Source organism: Marinoscillum luteum (genome assembly GCF_044005705.1).
Lineage (GTDB): Bacteria > Bacteroidota > Bacteroidia > Cytophagales > Cyclobacteriaceae > Marinoscillum > Marinoscillum luteum.
The window spans coordinates 275,049-297,118 of record NZ_JBIPKE010000019.1 but is presented as its reverse complement, the minus strand read 5'-3'; the positions used below and the strand labels follow the sequence as shown (position 1 = coordinate 297,118).

12 protein-coding genes are annotated in these 22,070 nt (G+C 46.6%); 9 read left to right on the top strand and 3 right to left on the bottom strand.

Translation table 11 applies throughout. The features are described 5' to 3' along the window. The first annotated feature begins 8 nt into the window (after positions 1-8). The 3 genes from ACHKAR_RS16305 (at position 9) to ACHKAR_RS16295 (ending at position 8,787) form a co-directional block, all read left to right on the top strand. Positions 9-1,733, top strand: a complete 1,725-nt coding sequence (locus tag ACHKAR_RS16305; protein ID WP_395418474.1) for a RagB/SusD family nutrient uptake outer membrane protein — start codon at positions 9-11, stop codon at positions 1,731-1,733. Positions 1,734-1,851: 118 nt separating this feature from the next. Beyond that, positions 1,852-5,169, top strand: a complete 3,318-nt coding sequence (locus ACHKAR_RS16300) for a VCBS repeat-containing protein (protein ID WP_395418472.1) — start codon at positions 1,852-1,854, stop codon at positions 5,167-5,169. Between the two features lie 66 nt (positions 5,170-5,235). Then, positions 5,236-8,787, top strand: a complete 3,552-nt coding sequence (locus tag ACHKAR_RS16295) for a VCBS repeat-containing protein (RefSeq protein WP_395418470.1) — start codon at positions 5,236-5,238, stop codon at positions 8,785-8,787. Between the two features lie 3 nt (positions 8,788-8,790). Here the strand turns inward: ACHKAR_RS16295 and ACHKAR_RS16290 are convergent, their stop codons facing one another. After that, positions 8,791-9,468, bottom strand: coding sequence for an SDR family NAD(P)-dependent oxidoreductase (locus ACHKAR_RS16290; RefSeq protein WP_395418469.1), 678 nt, complete (start codon positions 9,466-9,468; stop codon positions 8,791-8,793). Positions 9,469-9,508: 40 nt separating this feature from the next. Between ACHKAR_RS16290 and ACHKAR_RS16285 the strand changes: the two genes are divergently transcribed. Next, the gene (locus ACHKAR_RS16285) at positions 9,509-9,850 is read left to right on the top strand and encodes an MGMT family protein (protein ID WP_395418467.1); all 342 of its coding nucleotides are present in this window, start codon (positions 9,509-9,511) and stop codon (positions 9,848-9,850) included. A 32-nt stretch (positions 9,851-9,882) separates the two neighbouring features. On the opposite strand, the gene ACHKAR_RS16280 is transcribed toward ACHKAR_RS16285, so the two are convergent. Further along, entirely contained in the window at positions 9,883-11,322 is a 1,440-nt protein-coding gene (locus ACHKAR_RS16280) for a sodium:solute symporter (protein WP_395418465.1), read from the bottom strand. An 86-nt stretch (positions 11,323-11,408) separates the two neighbouring features. Here ACHKAR_RS16280 and ACHKAR_RS16275 point away from each other — a divergent pair, with 86 nt between their 5' ends. The 3 genes from ACHKAR_RS16275 to ACHKAR_RS16265 all read left to right on the top strand — a co-directional run bounded on the left by ACHKAR_RS16275 (position 11,409) and on the right by ACHKAR_RS16265 (position 14,324). Further along, positions 11,409-11,690: an ATP-dependent Clp protease adaptor ClpS gene (locus ACHKAR_RS16275; protein WP_159583818.1), complete on the top strand. Its 282-nt coding sequence runs from the start codon at positions 11,409-11,411 to the stop codon at positions 11,688-11,690. Beyond that, positions 11,690-12,301: a recombination mediator RecR gene (recR, locus tag ACHKAR_RS16270; protein WP_395418814.1), complete on the top strand. Its 612-nt coding sequence runs from the start codon at positions 11,690-11,692 to the stop codon at positions 12,299-12,301. The genes ACHKAR_RS16275 and recR overlap by 1 nt, the downstream gene beginning before the upstream one ends. A 124-nt stretch (positions 12,302-12,425) precedes the next feature. Further along, complete coding sequence (locus ACHKAR_RS16265) at positions 12,426-14,324, top strand: ATP-binding protein (protein ID WP_395418464.1); 1,899 nt, start codon at positions 12,426-12,428, stop codon at positions 14,322-14,324. Here the strand turns inward: ACHKAR_RS16265 and ACHKAR_RS16260 are convergent. Continuing rightward, positions 14,321-17,224: a triple tyrosine motif-containing protein gene (locus tag ACHKAR_RS16260; protein WP_395418463.1), complete on the bottom strand. Its 2,904-nt coding sequence runs from the start codon at positions 17,222-17,224 to the stop codon at positions 14,321-14,323. The genes ACHKAR_RS16265 and ACHKAR_RS16260 overlap by 4 nt on opposite strands. A gap of 235 nt (positions 17,225-17,459) precedes the next feature. Here ACHKAR_RS16260 and ACHKAR_RS16255 point away from each other — a divergent pair, with 235 nt between their 5' ends. Together ACHKAR_RS16255 and ACHKAR_RS16250 are read left to right on the top strand one after the other, a co-directional pair. Beyond that, positions 17,460-20,198 carry a carbohydrate-binding protein gene (locus ACHKAR_RS16255; RefSeq protein WP_395418462.1) on the top strand — a complete coding sequence of 913 codons (2,739 nt, stop codon included), beginning with the start codon at positions 17,460-17,462 and terminating at the stop codon, positions 20,196-20,198. 2 nt (positions 20,199-20,200) lie between these two features. Then, a complete protein-coding gene (locus tag ACHKAR_RS16250; protein WP_395418460.1) occupies positions 20,201-21,688 on the top strand; it encodes a glycosyl hydrolase in 1,488 nt (495 codons plus the stop codon). Positions 21,689-22,070 lie beyond the last annotated feature (382 nt).

Here is a 22,070-nt window from a genome sequence, read left to right as displayed (position 1 = left end):
ATAAAGAGATGAAAAAATCAATTATAAAAAGTATTCTTTTCCTGACTATCGCGAGTCTTCTTGGAGCTTGTGGCGAATCATTTTTAGAAGAAGAACCCAAGGGTTTTTTGGGGGAGTCCAATCTTCAGAATGAAGAAGGTATCAATGCTGCCCTGGTAGGCGCTTACGCCCTGCTGGATGGCATGAATATCGATGGAGCGAACACATGGTCAGCGAATCCTCAAAACTGGATTTTTGGAAGTGTGCCTTCTGATGATGCCTATAAAGGTTCAGAGCAAACTGACTTTGCGGAAATGACTCAGCTGGAGATTTATCAGTGGTCAGCTGGCAACTCCATTATGAATGACAAATGGGTGAGTTCATACGAAGGAGTTGTAAGAGCGAATTCAACGATTCGTTTGCTCGGTGGTGCAGATCTTCCCGATGCAGTAAGAGATAATTTGGAAGGTCAGACTCGTTTTCTGAGAGCTTACTATCATTTTGAATTATACAAAGTGTGGGGAAATGTGCCTTATTTCACGGAAGCAGATGAGGACTTTGTGAAGTCAAACGAGGGTGTGGACCCGCTGGGAGATGCCATTGCGGATATGACCGCAGCTGTCAATTTACTGCCTGCTACTCAAGATGATGCCGGTCGGGCTACCAAAGACGCTGCCCGTGCTATGCTTGGCAAATTCTATATGTATAAGTACGGAGAATCAGGCAGTGCAGCGGATGCCTCTAGTGCCAAGGATAATTTGGATCCCGTGGTGGCTTCTAGGTCGTTGACACCATGCTTCAAGGATATGTTCCATACATCTACTGAGAATAATCCTGCGATGATTTTCAGTGTGCAGTCGTCTATCAATGATGGTGGCAACTCTAGAAATGCCAACTGGCTGAATCAGCTCGCGTTCCCTGCTGGATCCAGCTTTGGATGTTGCGGATTTCATCAGCCGTCTCAGGATTTGGTGAATGCCTACAAGGTAGATGCCAATGGATTACCGATGTTTGACAACTATAATGATTCTGAACTTGATCCGTCTACTGATGCGGTTGATCCACGTATTGACTTGACCATTGGAAGAGACAACGTACCTTACTGGGATTGGGACATTCATGATGCATCTTGGATCAGGGACAGAGCTTTTTCGGGGCCATATAGCCCCAAGAAGTTCACCCATTACAAGGCTGATCCGGTTTCAACAGGTGGATGGAATAATAATGCTTACAATGGTATCAACTTTTCTATTATCAGACTGGCTGATGCCATGTTGCTTTTGGCTGAAGCTGAAGTCATACTGGGCAATCTATCCGCTGCGGAGGACCTGGTGAATGCCATCAGGGAACGTGCAGGTAACTGCGCACAGGGACCATTTGTAGATGGAGGTGGTGCTACAGTCATCACGGATGATATCAATGATCCGGGTATTGAGTGGGCCAACTATGACGTACAGCCTTATCCGGCTGGCACTTTTGCTTCCAATGGTTCTGAATTTGCTATGAACGCTGTAAGGTGGGAGAGACGACTTGAATTGGCCCTCGAAGGTCATCGCTTCTTTGACCTGAGAAGGTGGGGGATTGCCGCGGAGGTATTGAACAAATACACCGAATACGCAGCGAAAACCAGAAGTTATTATGCTGATGCTGCTACCTATGAAGCAAGACACAGATGGTATCCTATTCCTACCATTCAGATCAATGCGAATACCCGAAACGGTGAGCAAATTCTGAAACAGAATACTGGTTGGTAATCAGGACCACTATTGTATTTTCATTAACCAAAAGGCAGATCTCAATCATCTGCCTTTTGTTTTACACTTTTCTGTCCTAAGGATTACCTGAGTTGGAATACAGACTAAATTAAGTTAAATGACCTGCACAAAATTTTTTACCTCACCTCTGATTGTATTGTCACTTTTGGTGATGGCCTGTGGGCCAGATTCTCCGGATCAGGGACTCCTGTTTAAGGAAATGTCAATGGATCATACAGGCGTTTCTTTTGTCAATGAGGTACGGGATCAGGAAGACTTCAATATTTTCAATTACCGGAATTTCTACAACGGAGGAGGAGTGGCTATCGGGGATTTGAATAATGACGGATGGCCGGATATTTACTTTACTGCGAATATGGCAGCCAACAAACTCTACCTCAACACAGGGAACTGGAGTTTTGAAGATATTACGGAGAAGGCCGGTGTGCAAGGCACCAGAAGTTGGAGCACGGGCGTCACCATGGCCGATGTAAACGGAGATGGTTGGCTGGATATTTATGTGTGCAACTCCGGAGACCTGGAAGGCTCCAATAAAACGAATGAATTATTTATCAATCAGGGCGACCTCACCTTTGTAGAATCGGCTGCTGTCTTTGGCCTGGATGATCATGGGTACTCTACACACGCTTCATTTTTTGATTTTGACGGGGATGGTGACCTTGATTGTTATTTGCTGAACAATAGCTTCAAATCGATCGACAGGGTGGAGCTTTTCACCCAGCGCAGAGAGTTGCGGGATACCCTTGGGGGTGATAAGCTTCTCAGAAATGACAATGGTCTATTTACAGACATCAGTGCAGAAGCCGGTATCTATGGAGGAGCAGTGGGCTTTGGACTTGGAGTGTCCGTCAGTGATCTGAACGGCGACATGCGGCCCGACCTCTACATTGCCAATGATTTTTGGGAAAGGGATTACCTCTATCTCAACGTGGGGGATGGTACCTTTTCTGAGGAGATTGTCTCCCGCACCGATGTGGTATCTGGCTCCAGTATGGGTGCAGATGTGGCGGACCTAAACAATGATGGATTTCCAGAAATATTTACCACAGAAATGCTTCCGCCGGACAATCAACGACTAAAAACCATGACCAGGTTTGACGAAACCAATGTGAAGGAGCTAAAAGTAAGAGCAGATTATCACATTCAGGTATTGCAAAATTGTCTCCATTTCAATGATGGAAATGGGAATTTTCAGGAGTTGGCCGCTTTGGCAAATACAGAGGCCAGTGACTGGAGCTGGGGTGCCCTGATCTTCGATATGGACAATGATGGCTGGAAAGACATATTTGTCAGTAATGGAATACTCCGGGACATCACCTCAATGGATTTTGCCAGCTTTGCTTCCGACAGGGAAAACATCAAAAAGATTGTTCAGAAAGAGGGAAAACTCGACGTTAACGATTTGTTGGCTTATCTGCCGTCCACCAAAATTTCGAATTACGCCTACATCAATCAGCGCAATCGCACATTTATCAACCAGGCGGACTCACTTGGCTTGGGGATCCCCTCATTTAGCAATGGCTCGGCATATGCCGATCTGGACAATGACGGAGACCTGGACCTGATAGTGAACAACATCAATGCACCTGCCTCCATTTATCAAAACCAGACAGATACGCTTTTCGGTCATGCCTACCTCAAAGTGAAGTTTCAAGGCCCGGAAAAGAACCCTTTTGGCATTGGAGCTCGGGTCACAGTCTATTCCGGTGACAAGCGACAAAGATTGGAGAATTTTACTTCCCGGGGATTTCAGAGCTCCGTGGAGCCGGTAGTTAATTTTGGTTTGGGGTCCCTTCAGCGGCTGGATTCATTGGAGGTCGTTTGGCCAGACCTGAAAAGACAAACCGTACGAGACCTTGCCGTGAATACGGTACTCCCGCTGAGTTACCCGGATGCGGAAGACACGTTCCGACAGACCGAGCCAGGTGCTCAGTCTCTTTACAGCGAAGTAGCACAGACCACTTTGGAGGGTAATTACCGACATAAGGAGAATGATTTTAATGACTTCAACCATGAGCGTCTGCTTCCCAGAAAGCTATCTACTCAGGGACCAAGGGTGATCGAGGGAGATGTTGATGGAGATGGGAAAGATGACTTCATACTCCTCGGGGCATTTGGAGATTCCGATAAGGTCTTCTTACAAGAATCCAACGGCCGGTTCAAGCAGAAGCCACAAGGGTCCTTACTGAGAGATTCCATTTTTGAGAGTACCTGCGGAGTATTGTTTGATTTAGATCAGGATGGTGATCTGGACCTCCTGATAGGCTCTGGAGGGAATGAATTTAACCGTGGACTTGACGCACATGTGCTGAGGTACTACGATAACAATGGGCATGGGGTGTTCAATCGATCAGTAGAAAGAGCCCCGCGGGCCATTGGTAATTTTTCATGTATTCTGGCGGAAGACTTTGATCAGGATGGAGATCAGGATTTGTTTGTTGGGGGACGCGTGATCCCGGGTAATTATGGACTAATTCCCAGAAGTTTTCTGTTCCGAAATGATAACGGTCTTTGGACCAACGTGGAGCCTCAGAGTTTGGGTGGAGCTGGCATGGTGACCGATGCTGTCTGGAGTGACTTCAATGGAGATGATCGCAAAGACCTGATCGTGGTGGGAGAGTGGCTACCCGTGTCTGTTTACCTCAATAATGGCCAGGGGCTTGAGGAGGCTTATGCCATTCCAGGGACCAACGGCTGGTGGAACCGCATAGAGGCCGTAGACCTGGATTGTGATGGTATGGATGATTATGTATTGGGCAATTGGGGGCTGAATACCAAGTTTAAGGCCAGCGTAGAAAAGCCATTGACCATGTTTGTGAATGATTTTGACAAAAATGGAAAGTCGGAGTTTATCCTCAACTGGTACCCACAGGTAGAAGACCAATCATATCCTTTTGCCTCCAAAATGGACATCACGGGCCAAATACCCGGTATTAAGAAAAAGGCAGTTACCTATGAGCAGTATGCTGGCAGCACTTATGAAACGTTGTTCGATGAGCAGCAGCGGGCGGAAGCTGCGTCCTATTCGGTATCCTTACTTCAGAGTGCCGTGCTTTGGAGCAATGATGGCGATTACCAGTTGGAGACGCTTCCTCTGGAAGCACAGGTGGCGCCCATTTATGCCATCGTGGCAGATGATATGGACAATGATGGAATCAAAGATCTCTTGCTGTTGGGCAACTTTCATGGTTTGAAACCGGAAGTGGGTTTTCAGTCTGCCAATAAAGGGGTATTCCTCAAAGGCGAAGGCAATAGGGCCTTTACTTACGTGACCAATGCTCAAAGTGGTATCACGGTCAATGGAGAAGTGCGGGATGCCTCGTTGCTGGATATCGACGGGCAAAAGGCCATTTTGGTAGCCAGAAATAATCAGAAGGCCTTGCTTTTCTCACAGACTAAACGCGAAACAGAATAGTGGATACTGGGACATCAAAATGTGATCAGTTGACCATTTCACCAAAATCTAAATGATCTCAATAGTATGAGAAGAACCAACCAAAAAATTCTTAATTCCTGGCTTTTCGCCACTTTTAGCTTTTTGTGCCTTGTTTCTTGTGAGGAAAAGACCGCCTTCAAGTCGCTACCAATGGACCTCACTCATGTCAATTTCAATAACGAGATCACAGAAAACGATAGCTTCAATATCCTTGACTTTGAATATGTCTACAACGGAGGGGGTGTTGCGCTGGCCGATTTTAATAATGATGGGCTTTCGGATGTGTTTTTCACTGGGAATATGGTTCCCAATAGACTCTTCCTTAATCAGGGCGGAATGACTTTTATGGATATTACCACCAAAGCAGGTGTGGGAGCTCCGGACAAATGGAGCTCGGGAGTAGCGGTGGTAGATGTAAATGCGGATGGCTGGTTGGACATTTATGTCTGTGCTACCGTCTACTCTGATCCCCAGAAAAGGAAAAACATGCTCTTTATTCATCAGGGTCTTGAGGAAGGGATTCCGGTTTTTGAGGATCAGGCCGAGGCTTATGGATTAGCGGACAACAGCCATACCACAGTGGCCGCTTTTTTGGATTATGACAAAGATGGAGACCTGGATGTTTACCTGGCCATCAATAAGATGGACCCAATAATGACCCCCAATGTGTACAAGAAAAGCCACACAGAAGCACTGGACAGGGTGGATAAGCTTTTCAGAAATGACTGGAACGACAGCCTGAGTCATCCGGTTTTTACAGAGGTATCCAAAGAGGCTGGTATCATTTATGAAGGCTACAGCCTGGGAGTGAATGTCTCCGACATCAACGGTGATGGCTGGAGTGATATCTATGTGACCAACGACTACCTCACACAGGACCTTGTTTATATCAACAATCAGGATGGCACTTTTACCAACCGATCCAAAGCCTTTCTGCCGCATACCAGCTATTCGGCTATGGGCAATGATGTGGTAGACCTCAACAATGATGGCTACCCGGATATAGTCGCCGTGGATATGCTTCCGGAGGATAACTTCCGAAAAAAGACCATGTTGATGAACAATAATTACACCGGATACATCAACAATGAAAAGTATGATTATCAATATCAATGCGTCAGAAACACTGTACAGCTTAATCAGGGCATTAGTCCGGTCACAGGTGAGCCTACTTTCGGGGATGTGGCACTCCTTGCGGGGGTGTCATCTACAGACTGGAGCTGGGCACCTTTGGTGGCCGACTTTGACAATGATGGGTACAGGGATTTAATCATTACCAATGGCTTTCCTAAAGACATCACTGATCGGGATTTTTCAGATTATAATGTAGAAGTGGGCCGCTATGCCAAAAAATCTATGCTTTTGGCGAGAATACCCTCAGTGAAGATTCGAAATTATGCTTATCGCAATATCAACGGTGTGCAGTTTGAAGATGTCACTACTGCCTGGGGCATTAGCGAGCCGTCCTTTTCCAATGGAGCGGCTTATGGAGATTTGGACAACGACGGTGACCTTGACTATGTGGTCAATAACATCAATGATCCGGCTTCTATTTACGAGAATTTGAGTAATCGAAAAAAGGAAAGTCCTAATAACTGGATCCGAATAAGACTGAAGGGAAGAGGTCTGAACCCGGGAGGAATAGGGGCGCAACTGAAAGTTTATCATGGAGGGAACACCCTTTACTGGGACCACAGTCCATACCGTGGATACCTCTCCAGTAATGATCCTACACTGGTTTTTGGTCTAGGACAGTCTGCCAGAGTGGATTCCGTGGTGGTGTACTGGCCCTCAGGTGAAGTAGAGGCCCTCTCCAACGTATCGGTCAATGAGAACATTACTTTGGACAGCGAAAATGCGAAGAGGAGGCAGCCAGTGAGAGAAGCAGGTTCAGTTCAATATTTTGAGGCTTTACCAGATGACGTTGTGGCTGGATATGTCCATGAAGAAGAGGAATTCATTGACTTCAATGTGCAGCCGCTTTTGCCTCACAAACTCTCTCAGTATGGGCCCGGCATGGCCGTGGGTGACGTGAATGGTGATGGGCTTGATGATGTGTACATGAGTGGTTCACGTTTCAAAAAAGGGACTTTTCTGATTCAGCAGCCGGAGGGAACTTTCATCAAGCAAGACTTGCTTCCAGAGATAAATAATAAAAACAAAGGGGAAGAACTGGGCGCCTTACTGTTTGATGCGGATACGGATGGTGATCTTGACCTCTACCTGGTACACGGCAGCTATGAGCTGTCACCCGAGGATTCCAGTTATCAGGATCGATTTTATGAGAACCGTGACGGACGGTTTGTTTTGAATAAGGGGGCGTTGCCACCATTTTTGGCCAGTGGGTCATGTGTGAGGGCTGCCGACTATGATCAGGATGGGGATTTGGATTTATTCATCGGTGGCAGGCAAGTGCCACTGCATTATCCGCTGCCAGCAAGTAGTTATTTTCTCAGGAATGAATCAGATAGGGAGCATATAGAATTCGTCATTGACGAGGAGGCCTCGGCGCTGATGGAGGATTTTGGGATGGTGACGGATGCCTTATGGACCGATTTTGACAATGATGGGAGCACCGATCTGATCCTTGCTGGGGAATGGATGCCCATTAGTTTTTTACAAAACACAAAGGGAACCTTCCGCAATGTGACCACCACTTCTGGTGTGGGTGAAAACGTGGGCTGGTGGAACAGCCTCAGCTCAGGAGATTTTGATGGAGATGGAGATGTAGATTATGTGGCTGGAAATCTGGGACTCAATACCATCAATAGGGCATCTACAGAAACGCCAATTGGCATCTATGCTTCAGATTTTGATCACAATGAAGGGCTGGATGCAGTGCCGACAGTTTTTCTTCCGGATGAGCAGGGGAAGCTTAAGGAGTTTCCGTTTTTTGGACGCGGAGATATGATCAAGCAAATGACCAAAATAAAGGCGGATTTCAGGATGCATGCAGATTTTGCAAGGGCGGGTATTGCAGATATTTTTTCGACGGAGCAGTTGTCGGGGGCTACTGCATATCATGCCAACTACATGGAGTCTGCTTATTTGGAAAACCTGGGTGATGGGCGCTTTGCTATGACTCCACTGCCGCTGGAGTGCCAGGTGGCGCCTGTTTATGGTATGATCTCCGAGGATTTCAATAATGATGGAAATCTGGATGTGCTGATGGTGGGCAACGACTATGGCAACGAAGTGCTGCAGGGGCGGTATGATGCCTTTAAAGGGTTACTCGTGCTTGGAGCTGGCGACGGCACTTTTAGGCCAACGGGCATGGGGCAGAGTGGCGTCTATGTGCCGGAGGATGCCAAAAGCCTGACGTATGTCATCAACAGCGATGAAGATATGAAGATACTGGCCGCCCAGAACATGGGGCCGTTAAAGGCTTTTTCGGTGGCTACCAGTGGGCAACAGGTCATTACTTTGTACCCTACGGATGCCCGGGTGGAGTACCTTGATGCCTCAGGGAGCAAGCGTATCCAGGAGGTGTACTATGGGCACACCTACCTGTCGCAGGGATCCAGAAGAGTGCTCATACCTGCTACCGCCAGTCAGGTGAGGATCACCACCTTTTCCGGCGATCAGCGTGGCTTATAGCGTTTAGGAATTGTTGTAGATTTTCAGCACCGTGTCACGGAGTACATTCGCTTTGTCTGAAATGAGAAAAGCAATATTCTCGGCGATTTCCTCGGGCTTCACCCAGTTGTTAAAGTTGGCATCCGGCATGCCTTCCCGGTTTGGAGGGGTATCTATGATGCTCGGAATGATGACAGATGCCTGAATATTCTTGTTGTTTTTATCCTCATTGATGATTTCTGCAAGTTTGATGACTGCACTTTTGGAGATGGCATAGGGCAGCACAGCTGCGCCACCCCCTTCCACAGCGGGTTTGGCTCCTACGAAGATCAGTTTGCCGCCCGTCGCCTCATTCATCCATTTGATAGCGTTTTGAGCGGAGTGAAACGCCGTGAAATAATTGAGTGTGAGCATTTTCATCATGTCTGCACTACTGGCCTCTTGGATGTTGCCCATGGCAAAACCACCCACCAGCATGATCACGGCATCCATCTTTTGGTATTTTTTCGTGAGGGTTTGGAAAAAGGCTTGTGTTGCTTTTTCATCGGTGAGATCACATTCGTAAAAGTCCACACCATTTTCAGGTGCCCGATGGCCAGGTACTATGGTCCCGATCACTGAATAGCCCTCTGAGATCAGTTTTTTCGAAACAGCACTGCCAAGATTTCCTGCTGCTCCCGTGATTAATACATTTTTGCTCATAACTTTCAGGTTTTTAATGTTGTCTTCAGTCCACTAAGTTATGGAAGATTCTAAATCCAATTTCTTTGGAGATGTATATGAGGTCGTAAAACTGATCCCCAGAGGTCGGGTGACTTCCTATGGCGCCATTGCCAATTACCTGGGCGTGAAGGGCAGCGCCCGCATGGTAGGCTGGGCGATGAATCAGGCACATGGAAATCACTCCGTGCCAGCCCATAGAGTGGTTAATCGTGCAGGTTTACTCACTGGAAAGCATTTTTTTAGCGGGGGTCCGGAGGCCATGCAGCAGCTATTGGAGGCTGAGGGAATCATGGTGAAGGATGACAAAATCATTGATTTCAAATCCATCTTTTGGGACCCGGCTAAAGAACTTGAGCTCTAGACCCGGCCACTTTTTGGAGATGATGGGAATTGTCAGCCTTTTTTCCTGATCAGGAGCAGTCCGATAAATGTGAGTAGCCCGTTCAAAATCAGGATTTCGAAACCAAACTTATACCCACCAAGCCAAGACTCTGAATTGATGTTGATGATGTAAGAAATGACTGGGGAGAGCAAACAAATCACTGGCACCAACTCATCCCTAAGGTCATATTTAGTGAAAATACCAAGCGCAAAAAGCCCCAGTAGCGGACCGTAGGTATACCCGGCAGCCACAAAAACCGCCGTGATCACACTTTGGTCATTGATGGCCTGAAAGACGAGGATCACCAGAAACAAGACAAAGGAGAAGCCCAGGTGAACCAGCTTTCTAAGGGTCTTCTTTTGACTGTAATTTTTGGGTGAAAACCCTAAAAAGTCCACACAAAAGGAGGTAGTCAGTGCCGTGAGGGCTGAGTCGGCACTGGAATAGGCTGCAGCGGTGATCCCCAATAAAAATACCACAGCCCCAAGGGTAGAGAAGTGGTTGATGGCCAGCTCAGGAAAGAGAAAGTCTGTTCTCGAGGGTATGGATACGCCAATGGCTTCTGAATACTGGAAAAGCAGCAGCCCCATGCTAAGGAAAAGAAAATTAACAATGACCAGAATGATGCAAAACCAAAACATGTTTTTTTGTGCATCGCCAAGGCTACGACAGGTCAGGTTTTTCTGCATCATGTCCTGATCCAGCCCAGTCATTACGATGGCTATAAAGGCTCCCGCAAAAAACTGCTTGAAGAAGTTGCGTCCGCTCTGCCACTCCCAGTTGAAAATATTGCTTCGCTCATCCTCAGCAATGTGACCAATCATTTCGCTGAAACTCCAATCAAGTTCATTGGTGACAAATACGATGCTGATGACCACCGAGGCAATCATGAAAGCGGTCTGAAGAGTATCTGTCCATACGATGGTCTTGATGCCGCCCTGAAAGGTATAGAGCCAGATAAGTACGATGGTCACCAGCACAGAAACCCAAAAGGGGAAATTGAATGCATCGAAAAAGGAGATTTGCAACACACTGGCTACCAGAAAGAGTCTGAAGGAAGATCCGATGATCCTGCTCAGCAAAAAGAAAAAAGCTCCGGACTTATAAGACCAGAACCCAAAACGCTGCTCCAGATAGGAATAGATCGAAACCAGGTTGAGTCGGTAGTAGAGTGGCAGCAGAACTTTGGCAATGACAAAATACCCAAGCAAATACCCGATCACCACCTGGAAATAATAGAAGTTGCTGTTGCCTACTTCACCGGGTACGGAGATAAAAGTAACCCCGGATAAGGAAGCCCCAATCATGCCAAAAGCCACCAGATACCACGGTGATTGGCGGTTGGCATTGTAAAAATCACTATCTGTGGCATTTCTCGAGGTGAGCCATGAAATAACGATCAGGAGAAGGAAATAACTAAGGATAATGCCACCAACAAAGACCGGACTCATACGATTATCTGACTAAATGTGTGAAGAAAGTGCTCAAAATTGTGGCAAATAAATCACATAGACTAATTTTGCAGCTTATGGTACAGATGGAGTTCGCACCGGAAATAGAGGAATTAGTAGATGTAGAGACCGATCTTGGTCAGGGCGATATCAAAGATCTGATTGTTCACAATGACGACCACAATACCTTCGATCACGTGATCAACACCCTGATCAAAGTGTGTAAGCATGAGGTACATCAGGCAGAGCAGTGCACTTATATTATACATTTTAAAGGGAAGTGTGCAGTCAAAAAAGGATCATTCAGAGAGTTGAAGCCAATGAAAGAGGGGATCAATGATGCTGGTATTTCGGCTACTATCGAATGATGGAGTACCCTTCAAAACTCGTGGAGCAGGCAGTAGAGGAGATCTCGAAACTTCCCGGGATAGGCAAAAAGACTGCCCTCAGACTGGCCTTGCATATGCTAAAGCAGCCGCAGGCACAGACCACCAATCTTTCTGAGGCTCTGACCAACCTTCGGCAAAACATCAAATATTGTGGTACGTGTCACATCATTGCTGACACTGAAGAGTGTACCTGCAAGACCCTGTCGCGCGACACCTCAGTGATTTGCGTGGTGGAGGATACGCCTGATGTGTTGGCGATCAGAAACACCGGTCAGTACAATGGACTTTTCCATGTGTTAGGTGGGCGAATATCCCCTATGGATGGCATTGGCCCAGACAATGTAAAGATCGATTCGCTGGTGGACAGAGTCAAAAGTGATGCTGCGGTGAAGGAAGTGGTGTTGGCTCTGAGCTCTACCATGGAGGGTGACACCACCGCATTTTATATCGCTAAAATGCTCAGAGATACGCCTGTGAAGGTATCCACCATCGCCCGGGGCATCCCTGTGGGTGGTGAGTTGGAATATACCGATGAAATCACTTTGGCACGAAGTATTTCTACCCGTACTCTTTTTTCTACCGAGAATTAGAGGAAAGGAAATAAGTTAGTCCTTCTTTGATTTATTCCGTTTAACTGTGGGTTATTCCTTTGTTTTTCTTCCCCAACATCCTATTTTAGATTAAGACGGATGTCCAATGGTGTAATTGATCCTTATGATTCTACTCCTGTTTTCTATTCTATTAAGCCCATTGCACATCAATCGGTCAGTTGCGGATAGCCTTGCAGTCAGCGAGGATCAGTCTATTGAAAGCCGGATTCTGGAATTGAATAGCCAGATAGAGGAACATTCTGATACTTTGGCTCTCGCCAGGTATACCTTTCTGCTCGGCAAGGAATACGCCAAAATGGATTTTACGGACAAAGCGCTGGAGGAACTGAACCAGTCCTTTCGCTATTATAGGGCGGCTGGAGACTCAGCAGGAATGGCTGACGTGCTTCGGCAGATTTCCTTTACTTATTCGCTGGTGCAGGAGTATGATAAGGCGCTCGACTTTATCCTCGGGGCGAGTGGCTATGCCACGGATCTCAAGCAAATCAGAGAGATTAATCACAGGATTGGTTATGTTTATTTTAACCTAAAACAACTCGATTCAGCGGAGAAATACCTCAATATGGCTGTGGCACAATATGCCCAAACGGGAGAGGTTGGTGCCAGTTCACTGATCAACCTGGCGGGCATCAATATTTCCAGAGCCAGGTACAGAGAAGCTCTGGCGGGTCTCCTGCAGGTGGAGCGCGAAGGCCTACAATCACTCACTCCATCCTCTCAATATTTCGTTTTCAATTTTATCAGCGCCCTATATCTGAAGCTGGGCAATGAAGTGATGGGTAGGCTGTATCGGAGTAAGCGTGATTCTTTGACCGTGGACCTGGCGCATTTGGAGAAGACACTGGATTTTTATGAAACCAATATTATCGCAGATACCCTGATAGGAGACTATACTGCCGCGGTGCAAAAACAGGGGAAATATGTGGAGCAGCTCAAGTCGTACTACAAGAATAACCTCACCACCCAGTTGGCCAATTATCAGAAGCTCTTTGAGCTCCAGGAGAAGGAGATGGCCATCGACCTGCTGGAGAAGGAAAATCAGGTGTATGAGCTCAGGCAGTACGAATCCCGGTCTTACATCATCTTCCTGATTTTGGGTGTGACGATCCTGCTTTTGGTGGTGGTGATTACCTACCGCTCCCTGTCCAATAGAAACAAACTTAATCAGGAGCTACAGGTGCTTAATGCACAAATATCCTCCCAGCATGACGATCTCCAGCGAAAAAATGATCTCCTCAAGAAGATCATCAGTGACCTCAAGGGCACACAATACCAACTCATTCAGTCTGAGAAGATGGCCTCTATAGGCTCTTTTGCCTCTGGGGTAGCGCATGAGCTAAACAACCCCATCAATATACTCAGCGGTGGACTTCAGGTGATTGAAAAGAACCTCGCTGAAGTGATGAATGCCCATTCGGAAAATCAAGAGGAGCTATTGGAGGACATCAATATTATGCTGCGTGAGTCTAATTTTAGTATTTCTAAAATCAATCGGATCATTCAGGCACTGATCATTGCCACCTATACGGAGCACAAGCCTAAAGTTCTGGATTTCACCGAGATTGTGGACAATGTGCTGATCGCCTTTAGCAGAACCAGTCATCCCGAGGTGAGGTTTTCCACCAAGGTGGATTCGGTGAGTTTAGAATGTTTTCCCAATCGCATTCATCATGCCCTCAAGGCGGTGTTGGAGAATGCTTTCTTTTTTGCGAAGGAGTCTTCATCGGATGAAAAATGTGTGTGGGTGGCGGCCTGTCAGAAGGGGGAAAGTCTGGAAGTTCGGATTGAGAACAACGGACCTGCCATTCCCGAAGATCACCTGATCAGGATATTTGATCCATTTTACACCACCAAAGATGATGGCGTATCTCCGGGATTAGGGTTGTATTTTGCCTTTAGTGCGGTGAAAGAACACGAGGGAAGGATCGAGGCTAAAAATGAAGGCGATAGGGTTGTGTTTACCATGACGCTCCCTGTGCGTATGAGTGTTACCCAGGTTTAGGGCGACAGTTTTTCCAGAAATTCTACCATATTTTCCTCATGATCGAGACTGAGGCGTTTTCTCAGACGATACCGGGCGGTTTCAACCCCCCTGAGGGAAATATTCAGGATAGGTGCTATTTCCTTATTGGTTAGGTTCATCTTCACCAGGGCGCATAGTCTCAATTCCTTAGAGGTAAGATCAGGGAAGTAGGTTTTTAGTTCCTGAAAGAAGTCATCATGCACCCTTTCGAAGTTGGCTTCAAATACATGTATGTGTTCTTCGTCATTCAGGTTGACACCAATTTTGCGTATCAGATTGCGCAGCATGTTGCGCGAGCGCTCATTTTTCGCCACTTCTTTGAGTTCTTTCAGGTCTTCACGTAGGTCCGTGAGCAGTTCACGTTTTTTGACCAGCAGCATGGTGTAGTTGGCCAGCTCCTTGCTTTTGAAGATGACATCTTCTTCGAGTATTTTCTTGTCGCGTTCTATCCTTTCTTTTTCGCGCTCCAATCGCATCTGGTCCAGTTCCAGTTCCAGTACCGTTCGTTTTTTCTTTTCCTCTTCCCTGGTTTTCTCCTTCTCCACCACGATTTTCTTTTTCACCAGCTTTCTGGATCCTATCATGATCAGGAGGATCATCAAGACATATGCGCCTATGGCCCAGCGGGTCATGTACCAGATAGGGGCAATGGTGAAGTGGTAGGAGGACTCCGATGTGGTTTCGCCGATCATACTCCTCGCTTTCACTTTGAAGGTGTATTTTCCCGGGAAAAGCTGAGAGTAGTTTTTAAATGGGTCTACGCTCCAGTCAGACCAGTCCTCGTCTATGCCTTCCAGCATGTGGCTATACTGTACCTGAGTTTGGTCTTTTAGTTTAGGAGCCGAAAATTCAAACCTGAGGTCACTGGCAGAGTGAGGGATTTGCTCGGATGAACCTTTCAGCGATCGCTTGGTGCGCTCCCCGTTATCTTGATAATTCACTTCTGTTATCAGCGTTTTCTTGGTGTCAGCGTGCTGCTGAAAGGAGAGGTCGTATGCATATAGTCCGGTGGTGGTGCCTATGAGTACATTGCTGGTGTTGATGGGGAGTATGCTTTCCATGCTCCGGTTGAAAGTCCCCTTGAGTTCTAAGAACAGGCCCTTTTCAAGTTTTTTACTGTCTCTCTGAAAGAAGCCTGCTTCATCATCCTGAACAAACCAGGTTTTGTCCTCGTATTGCAGAAGTTTTCTTACGTTCACATCGGTACCGAAGCGCTCGTTCAGTTCGGTCATCGGATCGAACTGGTTGCTGGTTTCATTGAATGTATAGACTCCCTGATTGGTGGTGAATACGATGTGATCGTTCCACCTGAATACATTGATGCTGAATGGGGAAGGCAAGCCCTTTTCACGGAAGTGCTCCAGACCTACCACACGTTCGAAATTGCGATCAAATTGCAGTTTGAAGACCCCTTTGTAGCCATGACAAACCCAAAAAGTGTTTTCTTCATCACTCTGGATGATGTCCCGGCTGGACTCATTGAATCCATCTACCCGGTAGAGGAGTTCAAACTTACCATTCTCAAATCTGAGCATGTGAATACCAGTATAGGTACATACAAAATAGTGATTATCCTTCCCCCTTATGGGAATAACTTTCCACACTCCCGCCAGGCCTTCAATCTTCAGTATGTTGTTATCATCGATCACAAAAAGACCATCATTGTGACTGCAGAGTATTTGGCCATGAAGGCTCAGTAAACTCCATGCCTGCCCCTCCAGACCGGGTATTTTTCTGAACTCCATGCTTGCAAAATGAGGGTTTTGGACGATTCGCTGTGAGACAAACACACCCTGATTGGTGGCGGCGTATATTTTGCCACCTCTGATCATGGCGTCAAAGACGGAGGCATTTTCAAACAATACAGAGATGGGCGAGGAGATATTGATGCAGTCAATGCCATTGTTGAGGAGTGCCCAAATGTTACCCTCTGAACTTTCAGAGAGATTGAGGACGGTGTTGTCCTGTAGCTCCATGAAGCTCTCAGTCAGTGGTACAGGGTCTCCGTGCTCATCCAGCACCATGATTTGTGAGCTGAGGGTGCCGAGGTAGTAATGCCCGGCCGACGATTTGATGGCAGAGAGTATTTGGTTGTTAGAGTTTCCTGTGAAGTAGCTTTTGAAGAAGTGAATGTTCTTTGATCCATGGTCGATCGTATAGGAAGCACCCGATCTGGTGAAAAGGATGACTTGATTTTCTGCGGTGCCCTCCACCATGGCAACGATGGTTTCCTGATTGAATTGGGAAGGAGCAACGAGTGATTCGAAAGAAAGTGTTTGAAGATCCAGGGTTTTCACTCCTTCGCCATTGACCAGATACAGTTTGTCATTGATGACCGCAGAGTGGTAAAAGCCTGTGGAGGGGATGGTGAATGCCTTATTGTTGGAAATGGCAACCAGTCTTGACAAACTGCGAAAGACGATGTGATTCTGAACTTCGTGAATGGCCCAAATATTCTCGAGGTTTCGGTCTTCTGGGCTAAGTTGGTCTATGAGAGAATGATAGGAATAGTGGCCATACTCATCACGTTCAATCCTCCCAAACTCATTAAACCCACCAGCATAGACATGTCCATCGGTGGTGTGCAGGAGACTTCTTACTGAGGAGTTGTTGGGAAGGCTTACTGTTTGCCATCTGGCCCCATCAAAAATAAGTGTGCCGTCATTGTTGCCAAAGTACATGATGCCATCGTTGTCCTGGCACATGGCCCATATTTGTGGATCCCCACTGAAGTCCTTTCGGGTATAATGGATGATCCGGGGAGTGCCTTTTATTTCTGCGCGTGCGGTAGCATTGTCATCGCTTTTTTGCCCAAAAAGGGGTGATAAGAGGATGATCAGGCAGCCAACAAGTACAATTTTCCAATCTTTTATGTGCATTTTCATTCAAAAATTAAAGGCGAAACACTCTGATAATCAATCGAGTATCAACATGTGGCGTAGTACTGATGTACGACTGACAACTCCCGATGTAATTATAGTGTATCAAATACTTCCAGATTGTATATCCTATAAAAGTATTTTTGAAATGAATAATTGTTAATGAAATCGATTGGATATTATGATTTCATTAATAGGGCAATCAAATTTAGCGTTTAAAAAATCAAAATTACAAATGAGATATTTTTTCAAAATAGGAGTGCTGTGTTGTTTTCTACTCGTTTTCGGGCACTGGGTATCTGCTCAGCTTCTGCATACGGAAGGTCAGAAGATTGTTGACAGTGAAGGGAATGAGGTCATATGGCGTGGCATTGGCCTTGGTGGATGGATGCTACAGGAGGGCTATATGCTCGGAACCTCGGGAGCTCAGCACGTGCTGGAGCAACGGATAGAAGAGTTGGTCGGCGCAGAAAGTAAGGAACAATTTTATGAAGCCTGGTTGGCGAATCATACCCGTAAGATCGACGTGGACTCCATGGCGACGTGGGGCTATAATATGATCCGCTTGCCTATGCACTATAAGCTTTTTACACCTCCTATAGAGGAGGAGCCAGTGGCCGGAGAAATCACCTGGATAGATAAAGGTTTCGAAATGACCGATGAGTTACTGGAATGGTGTAAGGCTAACAATATGTACCTGATCCTGGACTTGCATGCTGCGCCCGGTGGGCAAGGCGAAAATGCTGACATTAGTGACTATGATCCCTCCAAGCCATCGCTGTGGGAGAGTGAAGCCAATCGAGCTAAGATGGTGGCATTATGGAGAAAGTTGGCCGAACGCTATGCAGATGAACCTATGATCGGGGCCTATGACATTATTAATGAACCCAACTGGGGATTTCAGAATCACGACTCGGATCCTAATGGGTGCGCTGAGTCTCAGAATACATTACTGTGGGATTTGCAAAAAGAGGTGACTGCTGCCATCCGAGAGGTAGATCCTGATCACATTATCGTAATAGAAGGTAACTGCTGGGGAAACAACTACTCAGGCCTTCCCACCCTTTGGGATGATAACCTCGTGATTAGCTACCACAAATACTGGAATGGAAATACCCAGGGAGACATCCAGGGAATGCTCAATATGAGAACGGAGCGAAACGTACCCATCTGGTTGGGTGAAACAGGTGAGAATTCCAATAAATGGTTTACGGATTGTATCGAGTTGCTGGAAGATAACAGCATAGGCTGGTCCTGGTGGCCTCTGAAAAAACTGGGACTTAATAACCCACTGGAAGTGCCGTATAATGATGATTACAGGGCGGTGGTTAAATATTGGAACGGCGAAGGGGCGAAACCCTCACAGGAAGTGGCCCTGGCAGGCTTGATGCAACTGGCGGAGGACATTAAACTGGAAAATACCCTTTATCACAAAGATGTGGTAGATGCCAAAATTCGTCAGCCTCATACGTTGGATACCAAACCGTTTAAGACGCATAGACTTACTGAAGGGCAGGCCACTGTCGTTCAGGCAACGGACTATGATTTGGGTAGAAATGAATATGCCTATTACGATAAGGTATCTGCCAACTACCACGGAAGTACGGGTGAGTATACAGCCTGGAACAGTGGTTGGGCTTATAGAAATGATGGTGTGGACATTGAGCCCATAGCTGACTCAGAAGAGGTGACCAATGGCTACAATGTGGGGTGGACTGAAGATGGTGAATGGCTACAATATACCGTGGAGGTAGATGTTTCAGGGGCATATCAGGTAGTTGTTCGCTATGCGGGCCAGGCTGCCGGATCTATTCATCTCGAGGTGGATGGTGTGGACATTTCGGGGCCAGTAGAACTGCCCGCTACCGGAGGCTTTCAGGTGTGGAAAGATCAGGTGATTGAGAATGTGGCCCTTGAGTCGGGCACCAAATCCATTCAATTTCATATTGATAAAGGGGGATTCAATTTCAGCTATCTCAGTTTTTTTTTGACCGGTGAATTGTCTGAGCTTGATTTTAAGGCCCTTTCGTCCACCACCTATGATGATGAATCCATTCTTTTAAACCTTAATAAGAGAGTAAAGCAGGAATCCATTTCCAGTGCCGGGTTTGTTGTTTCTGTAGATGGTGAAGACCTGACACCCAGTGAGGTGATGATTAATGATAAAAGCGAGTTTCAGATATTGATCAAGCTTAGTGAAACGTTGGGAGATGATAATGTGATCCTGCTGAGCTACACTGGAACCAACCTGGAAGCTCAGGACGGCACTTCTTTAGAAGCATTTTCCGATTTACCTGTGGACAATCAGCTTCCTGCTCATTTTTCCATTCCCGGAAAGATTGAGGCCGAAGACTTTGAAGTGAACGTTGGGCTGGAGCTGGAAGCCACTACCGACACTGGGCTGGGCCAAAATATTGGCTACACCAGTACGGGAGATTACCTCGAGTACCTGGTAAACGTACAGTTCTCTGGGGTTTATGATTTGGATGTGCGCATTGCCTGTAATAATAATTCCGGGAAATTGGCCTTTCAGCAGCTTGACAAAGAAGGTAATGTGCTCAACGAGGCGCAAGTGGATGTGCCGGTGACAGGGGGCTGGCAAACATGGGAAACGGTGAGCGCTCAGATGACGCTGGAGGAGGGTCGTGGAAGGCTGAAAGTGAAAATTCTGGATCCTGAATTCAACATGAACTGGTTTAGGTTCACGGCAGCTCCTGAGATTTTGGGAGTTGAGGCCCCTGGGAGACTGACATTTTACCCGAACCCTGCGGATGATTTTCTGATGATCAATGCCCCAGGACTTGGTGGCCTTCTTCAGGTCACAATTCATAATCTGTCTGGTCAGCTGGTTTTCAAAAAGCAGGAAGTACACAGCCAGGAGCGTATTGACATTTCTGGGTTGCCAGGTGGTTTGTATGTCATCGAAGTAAGCGGAGAAAAAGGAACCCTGGAATCAAAAGTGATGGTGAGGTAATCATGAAAAAATTGGGCACCTTGGTTTCTCTGATCATTCTTGTTTCAATCTCCGGTTACGCACAGCGGAAGAGCGAGAAACGAGGGCTTGGGTATGGGTATCATTCCCAGAAAGACCTGGAAGCCCTTGCTCCGGGGGTTAGTTGGTGGTATAATTGGTTTTATCAGCCCGATGCAGGGGTTCGGGATACTTATCAGCAATCCGGAGTGGCCTATGTGCCCATGGCCTGGAATGGGGATTTTAACAAAACAGAGACTATTAATTTTCTTGAAGCCAATCCCGAGGTAGAGTATTTGCTCGGATTTAATGAGCCCAACTTTAAGGATCAGGCTAATATGACGCCTTCACAAGCTGCAGCAAAGTGGCCCGAATTGGAGGAGCTCGCTTCAAGATTTGATTTGAAACTCATCGGCCCTGCGGTCAACTATTGCGGTAACTGTGTGAGTGAAAACGGAACCACTTATTCTGACCCCATCGTATATCTCGATGATTTTTTTGCAGCCTGCCAGGATTGTCAGGTGGACTACGTGGCTATTCACTGGTATGGCTGTGGCGGATTCGACTGGTACCTTGATTTGTTCAAGAAATACAACCGACCCATCTGGGTAACTGAAATAGCGTGTTGGGATCAGGATGATATTTCTGAAGACCAACAAAAAAGTTATCTGATCAACGTAGTGGATCAGATGGAAAATGACCCGGATGTCTTCAGGTATGCCTGGTTTGTAGGGCGTGGATATGGGCCACACATCGCCCTTCTGGCAGGAGATGGGGAATTAACCGAGCTTGGTCAGCTCTATGTGAATATGCCGGTACATGATCCTGCTGATTTCGTCACCTTACCCTCGAGGATTGAAGCAGAGTACTATCAAACAATGTCGGGTATACAACTGGAGCTAACTCAAGACGAGACCGGACTGATGAATGTGGGATATTTGGATGCCGGGGATTCTTTGTCATATCAGGTAGAGGTGCCAGCTGATCGGTGGTACACTTTTGATCTGAGAGTAGCCGGTACCGCAAATGGGAGGGTTGATTTAATGATGGATGGAGATTTTATCAAAACCATCGTCATTCCATCCACTGGAGCCTGGCAGCGCTGGCAGACTCTAGAGGATTCTCTTGAACTTCCCTCGGGTCATCACCGGTTAACCCTCAGAGTAGTAAGTGGTGGGTTCAATCTCAACTGGCTGGATATCCTCACTGAGCGGGAAGAGAAATTAATTGATCCGCTAGGCTTAGAGGTTCCTGCATGGGCAAGACTCTTCCCTAATCCAACCCCTCGCTACATTTCTATCGATCTGCAAAATGCCGCTGGCCCAATTTCACTGGAGATTAGAAATATGGGTGGTGAGGTGGTGTGGGAACTTCGCGAGGCTTATAGGCAGAACCTTTCCAAAATTGATTTAAAGGGACTTTCTTCAGGTGTTTATTTGATTTATATGAGTAATGGACACATGAAGGAAGTGCAAAAACTCATCATCAAATAATTTAAAATCAACCAATCCAACCTGTCTTAAGCTGCTCAATATGAGCAGCTTTTTTTGTGCCATGGGTGATCCTACGAAAGTCAATAGAGGTGATGTGCTTGTACACAAACAATATACTCCCCTCGAACAGAAGTTTTGAACACTTATGGGATGACATAAAGCAGGGTGATGGTTACCAATCGCCTAAATCAGCCCTTCGAAAAATACCATTCCGGCAGTTTTCTGACATGCGGATGTGCTCTCATTCAAATTAAGGGAGTTTTTGGCCTCTTTTTTTGGATGAATTGATATCGGGACAAAGGTTTTCTATGATGTAGGCGGTTATTGCGTTCACTTGGGGTCTGCTGGCGGAGCCGCACTAGGCTAAAATGACTCTAAACAC